The sequence below is a fragment of the Streptomyces sp. P13-3-3 genome (genome assembly GCF_050571355.1).
In the GTDB taxonomy this organism is placed as follows: Bacteria; Actinomycetota; Actinomycetes; order Streptomycetales; family Streptomycetaceae; genus Streptomyces; species Streptomyces althioticus.
The window spans coordinates 140710-164524 of the sequence record NZ_CP192228.1; the positions used below are offsets into that span (position 1 = coordinate 140710).

The 23815-nt window shown below is 71.4% G+C and carries 19 protein-coding genes; 11 read left to right on the forward strand and 8 right to left on the reverse strand.

What is annotated here, in order from left to right; all coding sequences use genetic code 11:
• Nucleotide 1: 1 nt before the first annotated feature.
• Nucleotides 2–379, reverse strand: coding sequence for a phage holin family protein (locus ACQZOG_RS00660; protein WP_033273283.1), 378 nt, complete (start codon nt 377–379; stop codon nt 2–4).
• Nucleotides 380–436: 57 nt separating this feature from the next.
• On the opposite strand from ACQZOG_RS00660, the gene ACQZOG_RS00665 reads away from it, so the two are divergent.
• The 4 genes from ACQZOG_RS00665 (at nt 437) to ACQZOG_RS00680 (ending at nt 2670) form a co-directional block, all read left to right on the forward strand.
• Nucleotides 437–754 carry a cupin domain-containing protein gene (locus tag ACQZOG_RS00665; RefSeq protein WP_033273284.1) on the forward strand — a complete coding sequence of 106 codons (318 nt, stop codon included), beginning with the start codon at nt 437–439 and terminating at the stop codon, nt 752–754.
• 147 nt (nt 755–901) lie between these two features.
• Complete coding sequence (locus tag ACQZOG_RS00670; protein ID WP_033273285.1) at nt 902–1111, forward strand: DUF5326 family protein; 210 nt, start codon at nt 902–904, stop codon at nt 1109–1111.
• A 195-nt stretch (nt 1112–1306) separates the two neighbouring features.
• Nucleotides 1307–2137 carry an IclR family transcriptional regulator gene (locus ACQZOG_RS00675; RefSeq protein ID WP_382003816.1) on the forward strand — a complete coding sequence of 277 codons (831 nt, stop codon included), beginning with the start codon at nt 1307–1309 and terminating at the stop codon, nt 2135–2137.
• Nucleotides 2138–2235: 98 nt separating this feature from the next.
• Nucleotides 2236–2670 (forward strand): SsgA family sporulation/cell division regulator, encoded by a 435-nt coding sequence (locus ACQZOG_RS00680; RefSeq protein WP_019525340.1) that lies wholly within the window; start codon nt 2236–2238, stop codon nt 2668–2670.
• A 71-nt stretch (nt 2671–2741) separates the two neighbouring features.
• Here ACQZOG_RS00680 and ACQZOG_RS00685 read toward each other — a convergent pair whose 3' ends face one another.
• Nucleotides 2742–4319 carry a YibE/F family protein gene (locus ACQZOG_RS00685; RefSeq protein WP_430741189.1) on the reverse strand — a complete coding sequence of 526 codons (1578 nt, stop codon included), beginning with the start codon at nt 4317–4319 and terminating at the stop codon, nt 2742–2744.
• Nucleotides 4320–4573: 254 nt separating this feature from the next.
• Between ACQZOG_RS00685 and thiC the strand changes: the two genes are divergently transcribed.
• Together thiC and ACQZOG_RS00695 are read left to right on the forward strand one after the other, a co-directional pair.
• Complete coding sequence (thiC, locus tag ACQZOG_RS00690; RefSeq protein ID WP_037640569.1) at nt 4574–6370, forward strand: phosphomethylpyrimidine synthase ThiC; 1797 nt, start codon at nt 4574–4576, stop codon at nt 6368–6370.
• Between the two features lie 380 nt (nt 6371–6750).
• Nucleotides 6751–8121, forward strand: a complete 1371-nt coding sequence (locus ACQZOG_RS00695) for a VWA domain-containing protein (RefSeq protein WP_261675302.1) — start codon at nt 6751–6753, stop codon at nt 8119–8121.
• A gap of 64 nt (nt 8122–8185) precedes the next feature.
• Here ACQZOG_RS00695 and ACQZOG_RS00700 read toward each other — a convergent pair whose 3' ends face one another.
• The 3 genes from ACQZOG_RS00700 to ACQZOG_RS00710 form a co-directional block, all read right to left on the reverse strand.
• Nucleotides 8186–9055, reverse strand: coding sequence for a membrane protein (locus ACQZOG_RS00700; protein ID WP_033273289.1), 870 nt, complete (start codon nt 9053–9055; stop codon nt 8186–8188).
• Between the two features lie 183 nt (nt 9056–9238).
• A complete protein-coding gene (locus ACQZOG_RS00705; RefSeq protein WP_359520741.1) occupies nt 9239–10333 on the reverse strand; it encodes a metallophosphoesterase in 1095 nt (364 codons plus the stop codon).
• Between the two features lie 521 nt (nt 10334–10854).
• The gene (locus ACQZOG_RS00710; RefSeq protein WP_078492901.1) at nt 10855–11967 is read right to left on the reverse strand and encodes a LacI family DNA-binding transcriptional regulator; all 1113 of its coding nucleotides are present in this window, start codon (nt 11965–11967) and stop codon (nt 10855–10857) included.
• A 438-nt stretch (nt 11968–12405) separates the two neighbouring features.
• On the opposite strand from ACQZOG_RS00710, the gene hisC reads away from it, so the two are divergent.
• From hisC to ACQZOG_RS00735, 5 genes are all read left to right on the forward strand, one after another.
• Nucleotides 12406–13485 (forward strand): histidinol-phosphate transaminase, encoded by a 1080-nt coding sequence (gene hisC / locus ACQZOG_RS00715; RefSeq protein WP_033273291.1) that lies wholly within the window; start codon nt 12406–12408, stop codon nt 13483–13485.
• 279 nt (nt 13486–13764) lie between these two features.
• Nucleotides 13765–15270, forward strand: coding sequence for a cytochrome ubiquinol oxidase subunit I (locus ACQZOG_RS00720; protein WP_033273292.1), 1506 nt, complete (start codon nt 13765–13767; stop codon nt 15268–15270).
• Nucleotides 15271–15290: 20 nt separating this feature from the next.
• A complete protein-coding gene (gene cydB, locus ACQZOG_RS00725) occupies nt 15291–16295 on the forward strand; it encodes a cytochrome d ubiquinol oxidase subunit II (RefSeq protein ID WP_033273293.1) in 1005 nt (334 codons plus the stop codon).
• 13 nt (nt 16296–16308) lie between these two features.
• On the forward strand, nt 16309–19806 hold the full coding sequence (gene cydD, locus ACQZOG_RS00730; RefSeq protein WP_430741190.1) for a thiol reductant ABC exporter subunit CydD: 3498 nt from the start codon (nt 16309–16311) through the stop codon (nt 19804–19806).
• Nucleotides 19807–20285: 479 nt separating this feature from the next.
• Complete coding sequence (locus ACQZOG_RS00735; RefSeq protein ID WP_033273295.1) at nt 20286–21341, forward strand: M23 family metallopeptidase; 1056 nt, start codon at nt 20286–20288, stop codon at nt 21339–21341.
• A gap of 50 nt (nt 21342–21391) precedes the next feature.
• Here the strand turns inward: ACQZOG_RS00735 and ACQZOG_RS00740 are convergent, their stop codons facing one another.
• From ACQZOG_RS00740 to ACQZOG_RS00750, 3 genes are all read right to left on the reverse strand, one after another.
• Nucleotides 21392–22279, reverse strand: a complete 888-nt coding sequence (locus ACQZOG_RS00740) for a Cof-type HAD-IIB family hydrolase (RefSeq protein ID WP_430741191.1) — start codon at nt 22277–22279, stop codon at nt 21392–21394.
• Nucleotides 22280–22377: 98 nt separating this feature from the next.
• Nucleotides 22378–23280, reverse strand: coding sequence for an LLM class flavin-dependent oxidoreductase (locus ACQZOG_RS00745; protein ID WP_033273297.1), 903 nt, complete (start codon nt 23278–23280; stop codon nt 22378–22380).
• A 74-nt stretch (nt 23281–23354) separates the two neighbouring features.
• Nucleotides 23355–23813, reverse strand: coding sequence for a hypothetical protein (locus tag ACQZOG_RS00750; RefSeq protein WP_033273298.1), 459 nt, complete (start codon nt 23811–23813; stop codon nt 23355–23357).
• Nucleotides 23814–23815 lie beyond the last annotated feature (2 nt).

Sequence of the window (23815 nt, forward strand, 5' to 3'; positions counted from 1 at the left end):
GTCAGTTCCCGTCGGGCAGGATCATGTTCAGGGCCCAGGAGACCACGGAGATGATCAGACCGCCCAGGACGGCCGTCCAGAAGCCCTCCACGTGGAAGCTCAGGTCGAGCTGGTCGGCGAGCCAGGAGGTGAGCAGCAGCATCAGGGCGTTCACCACCAGGGTGAACAGGCCCAGGGTCAGGATGAGCAGCGGCAGGCTCAGCAGCTTGACCACCGGCTTGACCAGGAAGTTCACCACGCCGAAGATCAGTGCCACCAGCAACAGGGTGCCGATCTCCTTGCCGGTGCTGTCCCCGGTCAGGGTGATCTTGTCGAGGAGCCAGACCGCGACGGCGAGTGCTCCCGCGTTGGCGATCGTCTTGACTAGGAAATTCTTCATGTGTCTGATCGTGGCAGACAGCGTCGTGATCGGGCAGTGAGGGCAGGGGCGGGACCAGTGAAGGCATACCGGCTGGACGAACTCGAAGCGGAACGTGCCGCGAACGACGGGGCGTACCTGCAGTTCCTGCGGGAGCGGAACATGTCGGTCGGCCTGTACGCGCTGGACTCCGGCGCCCAGGATCCGCAGCAGCCGCACGGTCAGGACGAGGTGTACTTCGTGGTCAGCGGCCGCGCCTCGATCACCGTCGGCACGGAGACCACCGAGGTCGCGCGCGGCAGCGTCGTGTACGTGCCCGCCGGGGTTCCGCACAAGTTCCACCACATCAGCGAGGACCTGCGGGTCCTGGTGGTGTTCTCTCCGCCGGAGAGCTGAGGCAGGGCCTCGGGGTTCCCTAGGGGACGGGTCAGGGGAGGACAAGGGGTCCGAGGCCCCCGTCCGGCCCCCGGCCGCCCTAGCATCGAGAGCGGACATCATCGACACGACCCGGCAGGCAGCGGGCGGAGAGGTAAGGACGAGGCCATGCGAGAGATCTTCACGGGACTGCCGTGGTGGGTGAAGTGGATCGCGGTGCCGGTCATCGCCCTCGTGGTGTTCGGCGGCCTGATAGCGAGCGTGGCCTACTTCGTCATCAGCCTGCTCTTCAAGGCGCTCGTCTTCGTCGCCCTGGTCGGCGGACTGATCTACGTGGTGCGCAAGTTCACGGCGAGCTCCTCCTCACGCGACTGGTGAGCCGGCGGGAACCGGCGGGGCGGTAACGGGATACGCCGGTTCCCTCGGGTGGGGGAAGTTTCCGCCCAGGGCCTCCTGCGTACGGTGACGGACGGTTAGAGTCCGGAACTCGACGCGGGGCCGGTCCCCGCGAGCGGCGACCCCACCACCCGTGTTCCCCGCACGGGCTGCCCCCTCGCGTTACGGGAGTGACCCTTGGCCACGACTGGCACCGCCCCCGCCCCACGGACCGCGGTCCCCCCGCAGCCCCGTTCTCCGGCGCCGCACACCTCGGCCGCCGGCGCGACCCTCATCGGCTCCGTCCAGCGCGCCATGCGCCTGCTGGAGACCGTCGCCGCGCACGAGCAGGGCGCCCCCGCCAAGCAGCTCGCCCGGGAGACCGGGCTGGCGCTGCCCACCGCCTACCACCTGCTCCGCACCCTGGTGCACGAGGGCTATCTGCGCCGCGACCGCGGCCTGTTCTTCCTCGGGGAGGCCGCCGAGCGGCTGAGCAGCAGCGGAGCACAGCAGAAACGTCGCAGCACGGTGACCGACACCCTCGCCCGCTGGCGGGACGCGGTGGGCGTCCCCGTCTACTACGCGGTCTACCGCGACGGCGAGATCGGTCTGATCGGCGTGGCCGACACCCCGGCCAATCCGGCCGTCGAGGAGTGGGCCGACTTCCGGGAGACCGGCCACGCCCACGCCCTCGGCCAATGTCTGCTCGCGCAGCTGGACGACGCGGCCCGGCGCGACCACTTCGACCGCTACCCGGTGCGCCCGGTCACCCCGTACACGGTGCGCGACGCCGCGAGCCTTCTGCGAAGCCTGGAACGGGCCCGCGAGACCGCCCTGGCGATGGAGCGTCAGGAATACGCGCTGGGAACGGTGTGCGCCGCGATCCCCCTCAGGGTCGGCGCCACAGCGGCCTCCGTGGCCGTCTCGCTGCCCGTGCACCAGGCCGACCGTCTCCTCCCGACGATCCAGCGGTTGCAGGCCGAAATGCGCTGCTTGCTGGGCTCGCTGGCGCTGTCTATCAGTATCTGAAAACTCACTCCTTGTGATCTGCTGTGTACGTTGAGCAAGATTCCCTTGAGTGTCAGGGTCCATGCCCGGCCAGTCCGCGGCGAATGACGGGGTAGGCGATGCGCGAATCCGTACAGGCAGAGGTCATGATGAGCTTTCTCGTGTCGGAGGAGCTTTCCTTCCGCATTCCGGTGGAGCTCCGTTATGACACCTGCGATCCCTACGCGGTGCGGCTGACCTTCCATCTGCCCGGAGACGCCCCGGTGACGTGGGCGTTCGGCAGGGAGTTGCTGGTCGACGGCGTGGGCAGGCCCTGCGGCGAGGGCGATGTGCGGGTCGCGCCGGTCGACCCCGACACCCTGGGCGAGGTGCTGATCCGGCTCCAGGTCGGCAGCGACCAGGCGCTGTTCCGCTCGTCGACCGCCCCGCTCGTGGCCTTCCTCGACCGCACCGACAAGCTGGTGCCGCTGGGGCAGGAAGGGGCGCTCGCCGACTTCGACGCCCACCTCGACGACGCGCTCGACCGCATCCTCGCGGAGCAGAGCGCCGGCTGACGCGTTGAGCCGACCGGGTGGGCCGGTGGCGTAACGCTTCAGCGCGCCCCCGGCCCCCGCCCTTGGGTGGGTCAGCGTTTGCGGCGGCGGCCGCGCCCGCCGCGCGCCATGGCCGGCCGTGGTTCCGGCGCCTGGCCGACGGCCTTGTCGTGCGCCGCCGTCTGACCGGGCACCGGGGCACGCTCCGCCGGGCGGTCCGCCGACACGACCAGCGCGGCCAGGGCCGTGGTCACCGGCACCGAGGCGACCAGGCCGATCGAACCGATCAGCGTGCGCACGATCTCCTCCGCGACCAGTTCGCTGTTGGCGACCGTCCCCACGCCGCTCTGCGCCACGGAGAACAGCAGCAGCAGCGGCAGTGCGGCGCCCGCGTAGGCGAGGACGAGGGTGTTGACCACGGACGCGATGTGGTCGCGGCCGATGCGGATGCCCGCGCGGTACAGCGCGCGGCGGCCCATCGCCGGATTGGCTTCGTGCAGTTCCCACACGGCGGACGTCTGGGTGACCGTCACGTCGTCCAGGACGCCGAGCGAGCCGATGATGACGCCCGCGAGCAGCAGGCCGCTCATGTCGATGTCCGGATAGAGGCCGTGGATCAGGCCGGTGTTGTCGTCGGTGTTGCCGGTGAGGGCCGACCAGCCGATGAACACCGATCCCAGGACGCCGATCAGCAGCAGTGAGACCAGGGTGCCGAGCACCGCCACCGACGTGCGGGCCGACAGCCCGTGACAGAGGTACAGCGCGAGCAGCATGATCAGGCTCGCTCCCACCACCGCCACGACCAGCGGGTTCGAGCCCTCGAGGATCGCCGGCAGGATGAAGAAGTTGAGCACCAGGAAGCTGACCGCCAGCGCGACCAGCGCCATGACGCCCCGCAGCCGGCCCACGGCCACCACGGCGAGCGCGAAGACACCGGCCAGCAGCGCCAGCGGGAAGCGGCGGTTCACATCGGCGACCGAGTACTGGAGGTCCTCCGGCGCCGAGGGCTCGTAGGCGACGACGACCCCCTGGCCCTCGCTCAACTGCCGCGACTGGTCCGGCTGCACGATCTCGGTGAACGTCCGGCCCTTGTCCGTGCCGGTGTCGACCCGGATCGTCGCCTTCTTGCAGGTGCCGTTCGCCCGCTGCTGGGCCGAGGAGCCCTCGGCGGTGGAGGTGTCACCGGTCGGGACGCCGGCCGAGGGGTTCGCGGAGGCGCAGTCCACCGCGACCACCTCGGTGACCGTGGCCTGCTGTGTCTGGCGGTCGAAGCCGACGCCGGTGCGTTCGTGGGCGGGGGCGCCGCCCGGCCACAGCACGGCCAGGCCGACGAGGACCGCCGCCGTGAAGGGGACGAGGACCGCGGCGATGACCTTGCGGAGATGGCGGGACACCGGGGCGGCAGGTCCGTGACTGTGGCTGTGCCCGTGGCCGTGGGCCGGGGCGTGACCGTGGGTGTGCCTGTGGTCGTGTCCGCTCGTCGTGGGCGGGGAATCACCCGGCGTCCCTGGCGTGGCCAAACGTCGGTGTGAACCGGTGTGTTCGTGCGATCCCGTGCGTCCCTGCCCGGGACCGTGCCCCTGCCACTGCCCGGGGCCGTGCCCGGACTGGGCGTCGGCACCGTGCGGTGGCTCGGACGGCGGGTACGGAGGCGGAGAGTTCGAGGTCACCGACCGATCATCGCAAGAAGGAAGGAGGCCCTCTATTCAGCGCGCCAGAAATGACGCTAGCGTGGAGGCACCTTTTGTACACGCGGGAGCTCGGAGCACCGGGCTGAGAGGGCGCTGACCTCCGTCCCAGCGATGTTCCACGTGAAACATCACCGACAGCGGGTGATGTTTCACACGGGACGTCGGCAGACGGAAACCGCTGCGTCGACCGCCGAACCTGTTACCGGGTAATGCCGGCGTAGGGAGTAGGTCTCATGACCAACAAGGACGCACGCACGCCTGCCTCCACGCAGAACCCGACGGAGACGTCGGAGGCCGCGGAGGCCGGGAAGTCCATCGGCTGGCACAAGGCGTACGTCGAGGGCAGCCGCCCCGACCTGCGGGTGCCGGTCCGTCAGGTGCATCTCACCAACGGGCAGTCGGTCACCCTGTACGACACATCGGGTCCGTACACCGATCCACTCGTCGACACCGACGTCCGCCGGGGACTGGTCCCGCTGCGCGAGAACTGGATCGTCGCCCGCGGCGACACCGAGGAGTACGCGGGCCGTCCCGTCCGTCCCGAGGACGACGGGATCAAGCACACCTCGCCGCGCGGGGGACTGCGCAACCTCGACGCGGTCTTCCCCGGCCGGCCGCGGCTGCCACGCCGGGGCCGCGGAGGGAAGGCCGTCACGCAGCTGGCGTACGCGCGCCGGGGCGAGATCACGCCCGAGATGGAATTCGTGGCGCTCCGGGAGAACGTCTCCCCCGAGGTGGTCCGCGAGGAGATCGCGGCGGGCCGCGCGGTGCTGCCGGCCAACGTCAACCACCCGGAGATCGAGCCGATGATCATCGGCAAGCGGTTCCTGGTGAAGGTCAATGCCAACATCGGCAACTCGGCGGTCACGTCCTCCATCGAGGAGGAGGTGGAGAAGATGACCTGGGCGACCCGTTGGGGCGCCGACACGGTCATGGACCTCTCCACCGGCCGCAACATCCACACCACCCGCGAGTGGGTGCTGCGCAACTCCCCCGTGCCCATCGGCACCGTGCCGCTCTACCAGGCGCTGGAGAAGGTCGACGGCAAGGCCGAGGAGCTGACCTGGGAGATCTACAAGGACACGGTCATCGAGCAGGCCGAGCAGGGCGTGGACTACATGACGGTCCACGCGGGCGTCCGGCTCGCGTACGTGCCGCTCACCGCCAACCGCAAGACGGGCATCGTCTCGCGCGGCGGGTCGATCATGGCGGCGTGGTGCCTGGCGCACCACAAGGAGTCGTTCCTGTACGAGCACTTCGAGGAGCTGTGCGAGATCCTCGCCGCGTACGACGTGACGTACTCGCTCGGCGACGGTCTGCGGCCAGGGTCCATCGCGGACGCCAACGACGAGGCGCAGTTCGCGGAGCTGCGGACGCTGGGCGAACTGAACCGGATCGCCAAACGGCACGACGTGCAAACCATGATCGAGGGACCGGGACACGTCCCGATGCACAAGATCAAGGAGAACATCGACCTTCAGCAGGAGATCTGCGAGGAGGCGCCGTTCTACACGCTCGGCCCGCTCACGACGGACGTCGCGCCCGCGTACGACCACATCACCTCGGGCATCGGCGCCGCGATGATCGCCTGGTGGGGCACGGCCATGCTGTGCTACGTCACGCCCAAGGAGCACCTGGGGCTGCCCAACCGGGACGACGTGAAGACCGGCGTGATCACCTACAAGATCGCGGCCCATGCGGCCGACCTCGCCAAGGGGCATCCGGGCGCGCAGGAGTGGGACGACGCGCTGTCCGACGCGCGCTTCGAGTTCCGGTGGGAGGACCAGTTCAACCTGGCCCTCGACCCGGACACGGCCCGTGAGTTCCACGACGAGACCCTCCCGGCGGAGCCGGCGAAGACGGCGCACTTCTGCTCCATGTGCGGGCCGAAGTTCTGCTCGATGAAGATCTCCCAGGACATCCGCCGTGAGCACGGCGGCAGCCGCACGGAGATCGAGGAGGGCATGGCCCAGAAGTCCCGCGAGTTCGCGGAGGCGGGCAACCGGGTGTATCTGCCGATCGCGGACTGATCGTCGGGTGTCCTGGACGCACTGTTCCGGCAAGGCCCGTGCGGCTGACCGGGACAGTGCTCCGGCCACCGGTTCCGTGGGGCGGGCCGGACCGGGCCCTGGGCTCGGCTGGTGACCCTCTCCTACGCAGACCGCGTCTCCGCGCCCCGGCACGTCCTCTACGGCGGCCAGTACGTGACGGAGTACGTCTACCGCCGGCCCAGGACACCGGCGGAGACCGCACGGCTGGCCGAAGCCGCCGCCCATGACCCCGTGCTCGGATACGGCTGCGACGGCGACTCGCACCGGACCCCGGCCGCGCGAGGGGTGAGCCCGCGGTCGGCCGAGGTCGCGCCGTGGGTCATCTCGTGCATTCGTGCCGAGGTCGGCAGACTGGGGCCATGGTCGTGTGGGCGATGAGCAAGGGGTCCAACTGTTCCGTCGAGGCGCCCGTCGTGCGGGCCGAGCTCGCCTGGGCGGCGGGGCCCGGTGTGCCCGACATCGACGCGTCGGCCCTGCTGCTGACGTCGGTGGGGCGGGTGCGTGACGACGGGGACTTCGTGTTCTACAACCAGCCGCGGCACGCCTCGGGGGCCGTGCGGCACCTCGGCAAGCAGCACGCCGACGGGACCGCCACCGACACCGTCGAGGTGGACCTGCGCTCGGTGGAGCCGGCCGTCGAGCGGATCGTGCTCGGCGCCTCGGCCGACGGCGGGACGTTCGGGCAGGCGCCCGGACTGGTGCTGCGGCTGCTGGACGCCGCCTCGGGCGCCCAGATCGCCCGCTTCGCCATGGCGGCCGGCTCCGAGACCGCCTTCATCGGCGGCGAGCTGTACCGCAGGCAGGGCGCCTGGAAGTTCCGCGCGGTCGGCCAGGGGTACGCCTCCGGCCTCGCCGGACTCGCCACGGACTTCGGCATCACCGTCGACGACCCCGCCCAGGCACCCCTCGTCGCCGCGCCGCTGCCCCCTCCGCCGCACACCCCGGCACCGCCCCCGTCCGGCGCCACCCGCCTCGGCAAGGGCGAGGAGCAGCTGCCCGTCGACATGCGCAAGCGGCTGTCGCTGCGCAAGGAGCAGGTCGCGGTCAGTCTGCGCAAGCACGGCGCCGCCGACGTCACCGCACGGGTGATCCTCGTGCTGGACGCCTCCGGGTCGATGTCCTTCCTGTACTCCAAGGGCGTCGTCGCCGACGTCGTCGAGCGGATGGCGGCGGTCGCCGCCCAGCTGGACGACGACGGCGAGATGCAGGCCTGGACGTTCGCCACGAACCCCGCCCGGCTGCCGGACCTGCGGCTCGGTGAGCTTCCCGAGTGGCTGCGGCTGCACGTCCGCGTGGGGGAGATCTCCCTGTTCCGGCGCAAGCGCAGGAGGGGCCTCGACCCGAGCCAGGTCGACATGCGCGACGTGGGCATCCAGAACGAGGAGCAGAAGGTCATCGCGGAGGTGCGCGCCTACGTACGGGAGAACCCGACGTCCGCCCCCACGCTCGTGCTGTTCTTCTCCGACGGCGGCGTCTACCGCAACGCCGAGATCGAGAAGCAGCTGCGCGAGGCCGTCGAGGAGCCCGTGTTCTGGCAGTTCGTGGGGCTCGGGCAGGCCGGCTACGGCGTGCTGGAGCGGTTCGACACGCTGCCCGGCCGGCGCGTCGACAACGTCGGCTTCTTCTCCGTCGACGACATCAGCACGGTCCCGGACGCGGAGCTGTACGACCGGCTGCTGTCCGAGTTCCCGCAGTGGATCAAGGCGGCGCGCGGGGCGGGCATCCTCTGACGCCCCGGCCCCCGGGACGTACGCCGGCCGTGCGGCGTGCGTCCCCGTCGCGCTGCCGAGAGCGCTACTCCGGCTGGTGCTCCGGACCTCCGAAGTCCGGGCTCGAGTAGTCCGGGCTGGAGTAGCTGGGGCGGGTGCCCCGGTGCGCCCCGTCGTCGGGGCTGGAGAAGCCCGGCCGGTCGTACCCCAGGTGCGGCATACGGCTGCCCGGCGCGGGCGGCGCCGTGTGCTGCAGCGCCGTGGCCCCCGCGGGGTCGGCGAGCGCATCCCGCAGGAACGGCACGATGCCCCGTTCCAGCAGCGCCTCGCGCCAGGCCTCCCTGGCCTGGGCCACCTCCTCGTCGAGTTCGCGGTACGTCCCGCCGAGCGCCGACGGCTTGTTGCGCAGCGCGGTGAGCAGCAGACCCGCCCCGGCGACGAGGATGGCGACCGCCGTGACCGCGCCGAACACCCAGCCGGTGGTCAGCAGCGTCCCCGCGAACTCGTTGTCGGAATCGAACGCCCGCAGCACGAAGCCGACGAGCAGGAATATCGCGGCGGCGGTTCCGGCGAGGACCGGCGCCAGGACGGCGACGACCGCCGCCACCCCCGCTCCGGCCGCCTCGGCCATCTCGCCCACCGACGCGGCGAACCCCGCCGCGCCGCCGGCGCCCGGCTCACCGGCGCCGGCGTCGCGCACGGCCGGGGTGACCGCGGGCGGCCTGCGGGCCTCCTCGCGGACCTTCACGTAGTGCTGGTACTCGGTCGCCGCGGCCACGCTGATGAGCGCGGTGGCGTTCAGCGCCATCGTGCGCAGTTGCTCCGAGTTGAGCCGCTGTCCCACAGCGGCCAGCTCCGGGTTGTGTGGTGCGGAGCGCAGCGCCTCATCGAGAATCCGCTCGTAGTCCTGGCGGTCCTCGTTCAGCAGGTGCTGCGGAACGCTGTTCATGTGCATCCCCCGATGCTCCGTAGGGCTTGGGGCTCGGCATGCTGACGAGCCGTCGGGCAGAAACGGAGGGGAGCCTGCTACGGATAAGCCGATGGTAGAGCGGTGACGGCGCGCCGTGACAGGGGGTCTGCGGAAATTGCCGTACCCGGGATGCGGTCCGGGGCCGCCTCAACGCGGCCCGCACACCCCTCAGTTGGTCAGTGGCAACTGCCGTACCAGCAGTTTTCCTGCCATCGTCACGCCACCGTCCATCGCGATGGCGAGTCCGTCGGCGTACACGTGCGGTTCGAACACCGCGGGGCCGCGGTCGTCCTCGCCGTCCTCGGAGCCGACCTCGCCCAGCAGATACGGGATCGGGCTGTGGCCGTGAACGACCCGGGTACCGCCGTACGTATCGAGCAGGGAGCGCACCGCGTCGGCGCCGCCCTCGTCCCGGAAGGAGAACCGCTTGGTGAACTTGCGGAACAGGTCCCAGACCTCGTCGGCGTCGTTGCGGGTGAGGGTCTCGCGGACCGTGTCGTTGACCTCTTCGATCGAACGGCCGTAGTCGAGGTAGGCGGTGGTGTCGGAGTGGAGCAGCAGGTGGCCGTCGACCTCCTCGACGGCGTCGAGGCGTGCCATCCACTGCAGGTGGTGGTCCTGGAGGCGGTCCATGTCGGTCTTCTGGCCGCCGTTCAGCAACCAGGCCGCCTGGAAGGTGGCGGTGCCCGCGCCGGAGTTGACGGGCGTGTCGCCGAACCGCTTCGCGCCGAGCAGCAGCAGCTCGTGGTTGCCCATGAGGGCCTTGCAGTACCCGCCTGCCGCGGCGGCCTCGGCGGACAGCCGCATCACCAGGTCGATGACGCCGATGCCGTCCGGACCGCGGTCGGTGAAGTCGCCGAGGAACCACAGGCGCGCGGTTCCGGCGCACCAGTTGCCCGCGGAGTCGACGAGGCCCTGCTCCTGGAGGGCGGCCAGCAGCTCGTCCAGATAGCCGTGGACGTCGCCGACCACGTACAGCGGCCCCTTGCCGGTGGCGGGCTGGGGGGCGGGCGCGGCTACGGGGTCGACGGTCACCTGGACCGTGTCCCCCCGGTTGATGACGGGGAGGTCCCGCTGGGTCGGCGTGTACCCCTCCGGGTACGCCTCCTCGGACGGCGGGACGACGTCACCGGGGTGCGTGCTGCTGTGGACGTACGGACCGGTCTCGTGGACGTACGCGGGTACCCGGAAGTCGCGCAACGTCGCCGTCCGCTCCACCTCGGGTCCCTGACCGGCCCCCTGAGTCATCGACCCCTCCACCATCGCGCCGCATCTGCACCGCGTCGGACTGCCTGGTCGCAGCGGCCCGCGGTGTCGTGGGCCCATCATAGGAATGCGGATCGCGCCGTGTGATGACCCAGGGGTGGTGAATCAGAACAGGACTCCGGTTCATCGGGGCTTTCGCCCCGTTTGCGGTGGTCTCCGGCCCGTCGAATGGTGTTCGACACCGGCGCGCGGCCGTCCCTCGAACGCTCCACGACCGCCTGACCGGGGCCCGTCCGGTCGGTCCGGCGGGTGGTCCGGATTCCGTTTCCGCGCCCGTTCCGCCGCCCGTGCCGGTCGTCCTGCTTCCGGTTCGTCCCTTCGTCATCCCTCGGCGCGCACTCCGCGCGTCGTCCCTGGGGCGCACGTCCCCGCACCCGCCCCCGTCGGCCGGACCGTCCCGCAGGACGGCCGGTCCGTCTTCCCCGGGAGCCCCGAGCGGGCCGGGTGCCGCCTCGCCTCACCCCTCCGGAAGCGGGGCGTTCCCCCTGGTTCCCCGGCCCTTCGCGCCCCCCGGGTGTTCATGTGCCCTGCGGCGACCTCGGCGGGCTGACCGTCGTGCGGGGCGGCCGGCGCTGCGAGGACGTGCGCACGATCAGCTCGGTCGGTATCACCTGCTCGACGGGCTGGTCCGAATCGACGCCCTCGATGGCGTCGATCAGCAGCTGCACCACCGCCGTACCGATGCGGCGGGGTTTCAGGGAGAGCGTGGTGACGGGCGGCTCGGTGTTGGCGTACACCGTGGACTCGCTGCAGCAGACGAGAAGGAGGTCCTCCGGCACGCGCAGTCCGTAGCGGCGGGCCGCGGCGAGCAGATCCGTGCCGTTGGGGTCGAAGAGGCCGTAGACCGCGTCGGGGCGGTCCGGTCGGGCGAGCAGCCGGTCGGCGGCGACGGCGCCCGCACACGGGTCGTGCGCCGGGTACGCCTCGTACACCGGGTCCTGCCCCACCCGCTCGCACCAGCGCAGGTACGCGGTGGTCGACAGGTGGGTGTACGTGTCGGTGGTGGTGCCGGTCAGCAGGCCGATGCGGCGGGCGCCGGCGTCGGCGAGGTGGTCGAGGATGCCGAGCACGGCGGCCTCGTGGTCGTTGTCGACCCAGGCCGTGACCGGCAGGGAACCGGCCGGGCGGCCGTCGGAGACCACGGGTAAGCCCTGCCGGACCAGCTCGCTGACCACCGGGTCCTGGTCGGAGGGGTCGATCACCACCGTGCCGTCCAGGGCCACGTTGGACCACACGTCGTGACGCGAGGTCGCGGGCAGGATGACGAGGGCGTAGCCGCGGGCGAGCGCGGCGGACGTGGCGGCCCGCGCCATCTCGGCGAAGTACGCGAACTCCGTGAAGGTGAAAGGTTCATCCCCGTACGTCGTCACGGTCAGGCCGATGAGTCCGGACTTCCCGGTGCGGAGCGTTCGGGCGGCGGCCGAGGGGCGGTACCCCAGTCTGTCGGCCACCTCGCGGACGTGGCGCCGGGTGGCGTCCGGGAGCCGGCCCTTGCCGTTGAGGGCGTCGGAGACGGTCGTGATGGAGACTCCGGCGGCGGCGGCCACGTCCCTGATGCCCGCTCGACCCGGCCGGCTGCCTCGGCGTGAGGTTTCCGCGCGGCTCACCTGGTGCTTCCCTGCTGCTGTCATGGCGAGCCGATAGTAGGGCTCATGCGGTGGGGTAGGGCGGACGCATATGCACGCGTTGACAGGCACGTTTCTGCATGATCATTTCACATCAATCGCCTTGGAAACCACGGGTGTTGAACGGTTCAATGACAGTCCCTGACGTGTCCGTGCATGCGTGCCTGGCGAGGGTGCGATGTTGCGAAGAGGTCTCAACTCACCTGCACGGGTGACGCGCGCCACGGCGCGAACCACCGGCGCATAGATATATGTGCGGCGCGCCCCTGACCCGCACGCCCTTCACACCCGTACGGGCGATGTTTCCGGTGTTGTCCCTGTGACGCGGGAGAAGGAAGGCCCGGTCGTCGCCCCTATACGCAGCGAGGCCGAATCCTCATAAGGTGAGCAGTATTGGATGTCGGCGGCGGTCATGTGCCGCCGGTCTTCGCGAGGAGGACTGCGGTGAGCGAGACGAGCCCCAAGCTGCGCGCCGAGCTGGAGGGGATCCCCACCTACAAGCCGGGCAAGCCCGCGGCGGCCGACGGCCCGGCGGCGTACAAGCTGTCCTCCAACGAGAACCCCTATCCGCCCCTGCCGGGCGTGATGGAGACGGTGACGGCCGCCGCCTCCTCCTTCAACCGCTACCCGGACATGGCCTGCACCGCCCTCACGGCCGAGCTGGCCGAGCGGTTCGGCGTGCCGGCGTCCCACGTGGCGACGGGCACCGGCTCGGTCGGCGTGGCCCAGCAGCTGCTGCAGGCCACCTCCGGCCCCGGCGACGAGGTGATCTACGCCTGGCGTTCCTTCGAGGCGTACCCGATCATCACGCAGATCAGCGGCGCCACCTCCGTGAAGGTGCCGCTGACCGAGGGCGATGTGCACGACCTGGACGCGATGGCCGACGCGATCACCGACCGGACGCGACTGATCTTCGTCTGCAACCCCAACAACCCGACCGGCACCGTGGTGCGACGCGCCGAGCTGGAACGGTTCCTCGACCGGGTGCCCCGCGACGTCCTGGTGGTGCTGGACGAGGCCTACCGCGAGTTCATCCGCGACCCCGAGGTGCCGGACGGCGTGGAGATCTACCGCGAGCGGCCCAACGTCTGCGTCCTGCGCACCTTCTCCAAGGCCTACGGTCTCGCCGGGCTGCGCGTCGGTTTCGCCATCGCACACGAGCCGGTGGCCGCGGCGCTGCGCAAGACGGCGGTGCCGTTCGGTGTGAGCCAGATCGCCCAGGAGGCGGCCGTCGCCTCGCTCCGGGCGGAGGACGAGCTGATCGGCCGGGTCGGCTCCCTGGTCTGCGAGCGCAACCGGGTGGTGGACGGGCTTCGTGCCCAGGGCTGGACGGTCCCCGAGACCCAGGCCAACTTCGTGTGGCTGCGGCTGGGGGAGCGCACCGTGCCGTTCGCGCAGGCGTGCGAGCAGGCGGGTGTGGTCGTCCGTCCGTTCCCCGGCGAGGGTGTCCGGGTCACCATCGGTGAGACGGAGGCGAACGACATCTTCCTGAAGGTCACCGGGGAGTTCGGCGCACAGGGCTGACCTGCGGAGACAGCAGGTTCGACCTGCGCGGACACGGAGCGGCCGGCGGAGCGATCGCCGGCCGCTCCCGTGTGTCCGGGACCGGTCCGGGACCCGCCGGGGCGTGTCCGGCGAAGGGGTTGACGTCACACAGGACCCCCCTTCCGGGTCGGAAAAGCAGTAGGTCATAATTGCTTGTGAATGTGAACGCGTTCACAAGCGCATCCCGTTTCTCCCGAGATGGCCGGGGATGGAGCGGGCCCCGCGCGGCTGCACCACGGCGAAGTAAGGAGCGACGACGTGGATCTGGCTCTGGCGCCGGAGACCCTGGCGCGATGGCAGTTCGGTATCACCACCGTCTACCACTTCCTCTTCGTTCCCCTGACGATCTCGCTCGCCGCCCTCGTCGCCGGGCTGCAGACCGCCTGGGTGCGGACGGAGAAGGAGAAGTACCTCAGGGCGACGAAGTTCTGGGGGAAGCTCTTCCTGATCAACATCGCGATGGGCGTCGTCACCGGCATCGTGCAGGAGTTCCAGTTCGGCATGAACTGGTCCGACTACTCGCGCTTCGTCGGTGACGTCTTCGGCGCCCCGCTCGCCTTCGAGGCGCTCATCGCCTTCTTCTTCGAGTCCACCTTCATCGGCCTGTGGATCTTCGGCTGGGACCGGCTGCCGAAGAAGATCCACCTGGCCTGCATCTGGATGGTGTCGATCGGCACGCTGCTGTCGGCGTACTTCATCCTCGCCGCCAACTCCTGGATGCAGCACCCGGTCGGCTACCGGATCAACGGCGAGAAGGGCCGCGCCGAGCTCACCGACTTCTGGCTGGTGCTCACGCAGAACACCACGCTCAACCAGGTCTTCCACAGCTTCTCGGCGGCCTTCCTGACCGGCGGCGCCTTCATGGTCGGCATCGCGGCCTTCCACCTGATGCGCAAGAAGCACATCCCGGTGATGCGCACCTCGCTGCGGCTCGGCCTGGTGACCCTGGCGGTCGGCGGACTGTTCACCGCGATCAGCGGCGACACCCTCGGCAAGGTCATGTACGAGCAGCAGCCGATGAAGATGGCCGCCGCCGAGGCCCTCTGGGACGGTGAGGAGCCGGCGCCCTTCTCCGTCTTCGCCTACGGCGACGTCGACAAGGGGCACAACGAGGTCGCCCTGGAGATCCCCGGCCTGCTGTCGTTCCTCGCCCACAGCGACTTCGAGTCCTACGTGCCCGGGATCAACGACACCAACGAGGCGCTTCAGGAGAAGTTCGGTCCCGGCGACTACAAGCCCATCGTGCCCGTCGCCTACTGGGGCTTCCGCTGGATGATCGGGTTCGGCATGGCTTCCTTCTCGGTGGGCCTGCTGGGGCTGTGGCTCACCCGGAAGAAGTTCCTCCTGCCGGCCGCGTACCGCACCGGCGAGGACGAGGTGCCGCACCTGGTGCTGCTGAAGAAGCCGCTGGGCTCCCGGCTGACCCGGCTCTACTGGCTGGCCGCGGTGTGGACGATGGCCTTCCCGCTGATCGCCAACGCCTGGGGCTGGATCTTCACCGAGATGGGCCGTCAGCCCTGGGTCGTCTACGGCGTGATGCGCACCGAGGACGCGGTCTCCCCCGGCGTGTCCCAGGCCGAGGTCATCACCTCGATGACCGTCTTCACCCTGCTCTACGCCGTGCTGGCCGTCATCGAGGTCCGGCTGCTCGTCAAGTACGTCAAGGCGGGGCCGCCCGAGCTGAGCGACTCCGACCTCAACCCGCCCACGAAGCTCGGCGGCGACGTCCGTGACGCCGACAAGCCGATGGCCTTCTCGTACTAGGCCGAGGGAGCTGCACTGTCATGGAACTGCACGACGTCTGGTTCGTCCTCATCGCCGTCCTGTGGACCGGCTACTTCTTCCTCGAGGGCTTCGACTTCGGGGTCGGTGTCCTCACCCGGCTGCTGGCCCGGAACCGGGCCGAGAAGCGGGTGCTCATCAACACCATCGGGCCGGTGTGGGACGGCAACGAGGTCTGGCTGCTCACGGCCGGCGGCGCCACCTTCGCCGCCTTCCCCGAGTGGTACGCCACCCTCTTCTCCGGCTTCTACCTGCCGCTGCTGGTCATCCTGATCTGCCTGATCGTCCGAGGGGTCGCCTTCGAGTACCGGGCCAAGCGGCCCGAGGAGAACTGGCAGCGCAACTGGGAGACGGCGATCTTCTGGACCTCGCTGCTCCCGGCGTTCCTCTGGGGGGTCGCCTTCGGCAACATCGTGCGCGGGGTCAGGCTCGACGCCGACTTCGAGTACGTGGGCACCGTCTGGGACCTGCTCAACCCGTACGCCCTGCTGGGCGGCCTGGTCACGCTGAGCCTGTTCACCTTCCACGGCACGGTGTTCACGGCCCTCAAGACGGTCGGGGACATCCGGGAGCGGGCGCGGAAGCTGGCTCTGAAGGTGGGTCTGGTCACCGCCGCGCTGGCGCTGGTCTTCCTGCTGTGGACGCAGGCCGAGAGCGGTGACGGGGCCAGCCTGGTCGCGCTCGGTGTGGCGGTCGCCTCGCTGGTCGCCGCCCTGGGGGCCAACCAGGCGGGACGTGAGGGATGGTCGTTCACCCTGTCCGGCGTCACCATCGTGGCCGCGGTGGCCATGCTCTTCCTGACGCTGTTCCCGAACGTCATGCCCTCCACCCTGGACCCGGAGTGGAGCCTGACCGTCACCAACGCCTCCTCCAGCCCCTACACGCTGAAGATCATGACCTGGCTCGCGGTCGTCGCCACCCCGTTGGTGCTGCTCTACCAGGGCTGGACCTACTGGGTCTTCCGCAAGCGGATCGGCACCCAGCACATCGCCGACCTCGTGCACTGAGGGTGTGTTTCACGTGAAACCGATCGACCCCCGCCTCCTCCGGTACGCGCGTGCCACCCGGGGCTTCCTGGCAGCGGTCGTCGGCCTCGGGGCCGTCGGCGCGGGACTGGTCGTCGCCCAGGCCATGCTCATCGCGGAGATCGTGGTCGGTTCCTTCCAGGACGGCCGGTCCGTCGGTGAGCTGCGCACGCCGCTGCTGCTGCTCGTCGCGGTGGCGGCCGGCCGGGGCCTGGTCGGCTGGCTGACCGAGCTGGCCGCGCACCGGGCGAGCGCCGCTGTGAAGTCCGAGCTGCGGGGGAGGCTGCTGGACCGGGCGACGGCCCTGGGCCCGGGCTGGCTGGACGGGCAGCGCACCGGGTCGCTGGTCACCCTGGCGACCCGGGGTGTCGATGCCCTCGACGGCTACTTCTCGCGGTATCTCCCCCAACTGGGCCTCGCGGTGGTCGTCCCGGCCGCCGTGCTGGCGCGCATCGTCACGGAGGAGTGGGTGTCGGCGGCGATCATCGTCGGCACCCTGCCCCTCATCCCCGTCTTCATGGTGCTGATCGGCTGGGCCACCCAGAACCGGATGGACCGGCAGTGGCTGCTGCTGTCCCGGCTGTCCGGGCACTTCCTTGACGTCGTGGCCGGGCTGCCGACGCTGAAGGTCTTCGGGCGGGCCAAGGCGCAGGCCGAGTCGATCCGCACCATCACCGCCGAGTACCGGCGCGCGACCATGCGGACGCTGCGGATCGCCTTCATCTCGTCGTTCGCGCTGGAACTGCTCGCCACCCTCTCGGTGGCGCTGGTCGCCGTGACCATCGGCATGCGCCTGGTCCACGGCGAGCTGGACCTGTACACCGGTCTGCTCATCCTGATCCTGGCGCCGGAGGCATATCTGCCGCTGCGCCAGGTGGGGACGCAGTACCACGCGGCTGCGGAAGGTCTCGGCGCGGCCGAGGAGATCTTCACGGTGCTCGAGACGCCCGTGCCCGCGGCGGGGAAGGGCGCGGTGCCTCAGGGCGCCCTCGCCTTCCAGGACGTGACCGTCCGTTACCCGGGCCGGGCCACGGACGCCGTGGCGGACGTGTCGTTCACCGTCGCCCCCGGTGAGACGGTCGCCCTGGTCGGGCCGAGCGGGTCCGGGAAGTCGACGCTGCTCAGCGCGGCGCTGGGCTTCGTCCGTCCCGACGCGGGCCGGGTGAGCGTCGGCGGGGCCGACCTCACCGGGCTCGACCTCGCCGAGTGGCACCGCCACGTCGCCTGGGTGCCGCAGCGGCCCCATCTTTACGCCGGGACGATCGCGGAGAACGTCCGCCTGGCCCGGCCCGACGCGGACGACGCGGCGGTGCGGCGCGCGCTGCGGGACGCGGGCGCGCTGGACTTCGTGGATGCCCTCCCCCACGGCGTCGGCACCGTACTCGGCGAGGACGGTGCGGGGCTGTCGGCCGGGCAGCGGCAGCGGCTCGCGCTGGCTCGCGCGTTCCTCGCGGACCGCCCCGTGCTGCTGCTCGACGAGCCGACGGCCGCCCTCGACGGGGCCACGGAGGCCGAGGTCGTGGAAGCCGTACGACGTCTGACGGAGGGCCGGACGGTGCTGCTCGTGGTGCACCGCCCGGCACTGCTCGCCGTCGCCGACCGGGTGGTCCGGCTGACGGCGCCCGAGGTTCGCGACGAGGCCGTGGCCGTCGCCGCGGGCCGGGCGGACGCGGACACGGTGCCGGGCACCGCCTCCGAGAAGGACTCCGTGCCTGAACCGGCCGCACTCGCCGAGCCGGCTCCCGGCCGTGTGCTCGCCCGGGTCCGTGCCCTGTCGGGCGCACGGCGGGGGAGGATCACGCTCGCGCTGCTGCTCGGCAGCCTCGCCCTGGGCAGCGCCGTCGGCCTCATGGCCACATCCGGCTGGCTCATCTCCCGCGCCTCGCAGCAGCCGCCGGTGCTGTACCTCATGATGGCCGTCACCGCGACGCGCGCCTTCGGCATCGGCCGGGCCGTGTTCCGCTACGTCGAGCGGCTGGTGTCCCACGACGCGGTGCTGCGCATGCTGGCGGACACCCGGGTCGCGGTGTACCGGCGGCTGGAACGTCTCGCGCCCGCCGGACTGCGCGGCACCCGCCGGGGCGACCTGCTGACCCGGCTGGTGTCCGACGTGGACGCGCTCCAGGACTACTGGCTGCGCTGGCTGCTCCCGGCCGGCGCCGCCCTCGCCGTGTCCGCCCTGTCCGCCGGCTTCACCGCGTGGCTGCTGCCCGAGGCCGGTGCCGTGCTGGCGGCCGGGCTCCTTCTCGCGGGCGCGGTCGTGCCGCTGCTCACCGCCGCCGTGGCGCGGCGCACCGAGCGCCGGCTGGCCCCGGCCCGCGGTGACCTCGCCACCCGGGTGACCGACCTGCTGAGCGGCACCGCCGAGCTGACCGTCGCCGGGGCGCTGCCCGCCCGGTCCGAGGGGACGAGGCGGGCCGACGGCGTGCTGACCCGCATCGCGTCGCGCTCCGCCGCCGTCACCGGCCTCGGGGACGGGCTCACCGCGCTGATCTCCGGGCTGACCGTGGCCGCCGCCGCGTTCGTCGGTGTGCAGGGCGTGGCGTCCGGGCGGCTCGACGGTGTCGCCCTGGCCGTGGTGGTCCTCACCCCGCTGGCCGCGTTCGAGGCGGTCCTCGGCATGCCCCTCGCGGTGCGGTACCGGCAGCGGGTGCGCCGCAGCGCGGAGCGCGTGTACGAGGTGCTGGACGCGCGGCCGCCCGTACATGAGCCGGAGACGCCCCGGCAGGCGCCCGTCTCGCCGTTCCCGCTCACTCTCAGGGGGCTCACCGCCCGCCACCCCGGGCAGGAGCGGGACGCGCTCGCCGGGCTGGACCTGACGCTGGAGCGGGGCCGCCGCGTCGCGGTGGTCGGTCCCTCCGGCTCCGGGAAGACGACGCTCGCCCAGGTGCTGCTGCGCTTCCTGGACCCGGGCGCGGGGACGTACACGCTCGCCGGTGTGGACGCCCGAGCCTTGGACGGGGACCACGTACGGCGCATGGTGGGGCTGTGCGCACAGGACGCGCACCTGTTCAACAGCTCCGTCCGGGAGAACCTGCTGCTGGCGCGGAAGGACGCGACCGAGGCCGACCTGCGCGACGCGCTGCGCAGGGCCCGGCTGCTGGACTGGGCGGACGGGCTGACGGACGGGCTGGACACGATGGTGGGCGAGCACGGCGCGCGGCTGTCCGGCGGGCAGCGGCAGCGGCTCGCCCTGGCGCGGGCCCTGCTGGCGGACTTCCCCGTGCTGGTGCTGGACGAGCCCGCCGAGCACCTCGACCTTCCGACCGCGGACGCGCTCACGGCCGATCTGCTCGCCGCCACCGAGGGCCGCACCACCGTTCTCGTCACCCACCGGCTGGCCGGCCTGGAGGCCGTGGACGAGGTGATCGTGCTGGACGCGGGACAGGTGGTGCAGCGCGGACCCTTCGAGGAACTGCGCGTCGTCGACGGGCCGTTGCGGGACATGGCGGTGCGGGAGGAGGAGGCGGAAGCACTGGTGACGGTGTCCTGACCGACGCCCGCGCACGCACGAGGGGGCCGCCCCGACACAGCGTCGGGACGGCCCCCTCCGGCACGTCAGACGAGCCAGCCCACGAGGTGGACGACACCGGCGAGCAGCTCGGTCAGAACGTTCATGGCAGATCCTCCTGTGAAGGTGCATCGCGTGCGTGGGACTACGCACGCTCCACGCGCCGGAACGCGTGGGGGACACGCGCAGGACACCGGTCTGCAGCCCGTTGCTTGCGCCCTACAAGGATCACCGGGTCACGCGGGCCACGGCAGCCACATCGGCATCAGGCACCCGATCCGGGGAGTGCCTGACCTCCAGTTCGATTCCCTGAGCGGCGTTCTCCCGACCGGACGTTGACGCCTCGTCAGTGACGCCGGGGTTGCGGACGGCCGCCGAAGCATCCGTCCGGGGGCGTGTCGTCCCCCATGTGTACGACCTGAGCGCGCCTCCCGGCCCGGGCCGGGGACAGGATCGCAGGCATGCGTCTCACCCGCCGCCGTCCGTTGGTCGTCGCCGTGCTGTTCTGCGCGCTCGCCGTGCTCGCCGCCCGGCCCGCCGACGGCGACGGATCCCACGCCCCCGGCCACGGCGCCACCTCCGTCAGCACGGAGGTGGCGCGGCTGTACGAGGAGGCGGCGAAGGCCACCGAGCGGTACGAGGCCGGGCGCGAGGAGGCGGAGAAGCAGCGGGAGCTGGCACAGCAGCTCGAGGAGCGGCTCGACGACGAGCGGCAGGAGGCCACCGGGCTCCGTGAGGACCTGGGCCGGATCGCCAGCTCCCAGTACCGGGACGGCGGCGGGCTGCCGCTCACCGCGCACCTGCTTCTCGCCGACGATCCCGAGCAGCTGATGCGCGGTCAGCGTGTCGTTCAGCACGCCGAGGTGACACTGGACCAGGCACTGGGCCGCAGCGAACGGGCCGAGGCGCGGCTCGCCCGGGACGAGGCGAAGGCGGCGGCCGCCTGGGAGAAGCTGGAGAGGCGGAACGAGGAACTCGCCGCGTTGCAGCGGGACATCGAGGAGAAGCTCGAGACGGCACGGTGGAAGCTCCAGGGCGAGGCGGACGCCTCGGTGGCGGCGGGCTCCTGCCGTGGCGCCGTGCGGCTCGACCAGCCGCCGGTGGAGTACACCACCCCGTGGGTGGCGCCCGTGGAGACGTACGAGCTGTCCGCCTCCTACGGCAGCGGTGGCGCGCGCTGGGCGAACCGGCACACCGGGCAGGACTTCGCGGTGCCGATCGGGACGCCGGTGCGGGCCGTGGGCAGCGGCACCGTGGTGAAGGTGTCCTGCGGCGGCGCGTTCGGCATCGAGATCGTGGTCGCGCACCCGGGTGGTTACTACACCCAGTACGCGCACCTGGCCGCCGTCGCCGTCGACCAGGGGGAGCGGGTGTCCCCCGGGCAGTGGATCGGGCAGTCCGGCACCAGCGGAAACTCCACCGGCCCGCACCTGCACTTCGAGGTGCGGGTGACCCCGGAGATGGGATCGTCGGTGGACCCGGTGCCGTGGCTCACCGGACGCGGAGTGCCCCTCTGAGCGGCGGCCGCCGAAAGCCGCCGATCCGCCCCGGCGAACCGTCCGTGGACCTACATCCGCCCGTTCAGCAGCTGCTCGATCACCATGGCCACGCCGTCGTCGTTGTTCGCGACCGTGCGGCCCGACGCGGCGGCCAGCACGTCCGGGTGGGCGTTGCCCATCGCGTACGAACGGCCCGCCCAGGTCAGCATCTCGACGTCGTTCGGCATGTCGCCGAAGGCGACGACCTCCTCGTGCGAGATGCCGCGTTCGGCGCAGCACAGCGCGAGGGTGCTCGCCTTGGAGACACCGGGCCCGCTGATCTCCAGCAGGGCGCTCGGGCTGGAGCGGGTCACGGTGGCGCGGTCGCCGATGGCGAGCCGGCCCAGGGTGAGGAACGCGTCCGGCTCCATCTCGGGGTGGAACGCCAGGATCTTGAGCACCGGTTCGGCGGTGATGGGCGAGCCGTCGGCCAGCAGCTCCTCGGCGGGCGCCAGGTCGTCCGGGACCTCCATGTGCAGCTTCGGGTACGCGGGCTCCTGGTAGAAGCCGTAGGTCTGCTCCACCGCGTACACCGTGCCCGGGGCGGCGTCGCGCAGCAGGCCCACCGCCTCCAGGGCGTTGTTCCGGGGCAGCTCGCGCACCTTGACGAAGCGGTGCGCGCCCGGGCCGCCGTGCAGGTCGACGACGGCGGCGCCGTTGCCGCAGATGGCGAGGCCGTGGCCGTGCACATGGTCGCTGACCACGTCCATCCAGCGGGCCGGGCGGCCGGTGACGAAGAAGACCTCGATACCGGCCTCCTCGGCGGCGGCCAGGGCGGCGACGGTCCGTGGGGACACCGACTTGTCGTCGCGGAGCAGGGTGCCGTCGAGGTCGGTGGCGATGAGCCGCGGTGGAGTGGTGGCGGCCGGGGTCTCGGGCTCTCGGATCGCTGAGGTCACCCGCTCATTGTCCCGCATATGCCCGCACGGCCGTGCGGGACTCCGCACATCTGAGTGATTACCGACCTCACCAGCGGCTTCGCGTCCCGCAGCGGTGGGGCGGCGCCCGTTCTCGTTCACCGCAGCTGTGCCGGGGCCTCCATCGCGATCCGTTCGAAGACCTTCTGGTCCGCCGCGAAGTCGGAGTCCGGGATGGGCCAGTGCAGCACGATCTCGTCGAAACCCAGCTCGACGTGGCGGCCGGCGAAGTCGACGAAGGCGTCCAGGGACTCCAGCGGGCGGGCCCGGTCGGGGGTGAACCCGGTCAGCAGGATCTTGTCCAGCTCGGTCACGTCCCGGCCGATCTCGGCGCAGGCGCCGGCGAGCTTCTCGGCCTGACCGCGAATGGCCTGAACCGACTGCTCGGGTGTGCCGTCCTCGTACAGTTTCGGGTCGCCGGTGGTCACCCATGCCTGTCCGTACCGGGCCGCGAGCCGCAGTCCGCGCGGGCCGGTCGCCGCCACGGCGAAGGGCAGCCGGGGCCGCTGGACGCAGCCGGGGATGTTGCGCGCCTCGTGCGCCTGGTAGAAGTCGCCCTCGTACGACACGGCGTCCTCGGTGAGCAGCCGGTCCAGCAGGGGAACGAACTCGGCGAAGCGGTCGGCGCGCTCGCGCGGGGTCCACGGCTCCTGGCCGAGGGCGGTGGCGTCGAAGCCGGTGCCTCCCGCGCCGATGCCGAGGGTGACGCGGCCGCCCGAGATGTCGTCGAGGGAGATGAGCTCCTTGGCCAGGGTGACCGGGTGCCGGAAGTTCGGAGAGGTGACCAGGGTGCCCAGACGCATCCGCTCGGTCACGCCCGCGGCGGCGGTCAGGGTCGGGACGGCCCCGAACCACGGGCCGTCGCGGAAGCTTCGCCAGGACAGGTGGTCGTAGGTGTAGCCCGCGTGGAAGCCCAGTTCCTCGGCCCGCACCCAGGCGGAACGGCTTCCTTCGTGCCAGCGGCGGTACGGGAGGATCACGGTGCTCAGACGCAGGCTCATGCCACCGAGCCTAAGCGGCGCGTCCGGTTTCACGTGAAACACCTGAGCCGGCGCGGACCCCTGCTGCTCCCCTGTCACCGCACCCGGGCGCTCAGCCAGGGAGTGAGCACGATCATCGGGATGAACTCCTTGTGCGTCCGGTCCCCTGGCAGCGGCACGACGAGGAAGTAGCCCGGCGGGAAGCGCCGCGCCTTCACATACGCCAGCCCGTCGAACAGCGAACGCAGAAAGGCGGGTACGTCGTCGCGGGGGATGTCGGGGCACTCGACGCCCTCGACGTCGATCAGCGCGTCGTCCTCCGGGAACAGACGCACCCGCACCCGGGGCAGGCCGCCGAACTCGACATGAGCCTCGTGCGGCAGGGAGCCGTCGGGGTCCGTGGTCACACCGACCCCGGCCGCGGTGCGGCGCGAGGTCTGGTCGGCGCCGATGTCGTGAGTGACCTCGATCTCGCGTCCGTACCGGTCGGCGAGGGCACGGAGGGCGGTGACGGCGGCCTCGGTGGTGGGCAGGTGCTCCATGCCGTCGATCATGG

Excerpts from the sequence above, each read along its gene's own strand:
- ACQZOG_RS00660 (WP_033273283.1), bottom strand. The coding sequence starts at position 379 with ATGAAGAATTTCCTAGTCAAGACGATCGCCAACGCGGGAGCACTCGCC.
- ACQZOG_RS00670 (WP_033273285.1), top strand. The coding sequence starts at position 902 with ATGCGAGAGATCTTCACGGGACTGCCGTGGTGGGTGAAGTGGATCGCG.
- ACQZOG_RS00680 (WP_019525340.1), top strand. The coding sequence starts at position 2,236 with ATGCGCGAATCCGTACAGGCAGAGGTCATGATGAGCTTTCTCGTGTCG.
- thiC (WP_037640569.1), top strand. The coding sequence starts at position 4,574 with ATGACCAACAAGGACGCACGCACGCCTGCCTCCACGCAGAACCCGACG.
- ACQZOG_RS00695 (WP_261675302.1), top strand. The coding sequence starts at position 6,751 with ATGGTCGTGTGGGCGATGAGCAAGGGGTCCAACTGTTCCGTCGAGGCG.
- ACQZOG_RS00700 (WP_033273289.1), bottom strand. The coding sequence starts at position 9,055 with ATGCACATGAACAGCGTTCCGCAGCACCTGCTGAACGAGGACCGCCAG.
- ACQZOG_RS00705 (WP_359520741.1), bottom strand. The coding sequence starts at position 10,333 with ATGGTGGAGGGGTCGATGACTCAGGGGGCCGGTCAGGGACCCGAGGTG.
- ACQZOG_RS00710 (WP_078492901.1), bottom strand. The coding sequence starts at position 11,967 with ATGACAGCAGCAGGGAAGCACCAGGTGAGCCGCGCGGAAACCTCACGC.
- cydB (WP_033273293.1), top strand. The coding sequence starts at position 15,291 with ATGGAACTGCACGACGTCTGGTTCGTCCTCATCGCCGTCCTGTGGACC.
- ACQZOG_RS00735 (WP_033273295.1), top strand. The coding sequence starts at position 20,286 with ATGCGTCTCACCCGCCGCCGTCCGTTGGTCGTCGCCGTGCTGTTCTGC.
- ACQZOG_RS00740 (WP_430741191.1), bottom strand. The coding sequence starts at position 22,279 with ATGCGGGACAATGAGCGGGTGACCTCAGCGATCCGAGAGCCCGAGACC.
- ACQZOG_RS00745 (WP_033273297.1), bottom strand. The coding sequence starts at position 23,280 with ATGAGCCTGCGTCTGAGCACCGTGATCCTCCCGTACCGCCGCTGGCAC.
- ACQZOG_RS00750 (WP_033273298.1), bottom strand. The coding sequence starts at position 23,813 with ATGATCGACGGCATGGAGCACCTGCCCACCACCGAGGCCGCCGTCACC.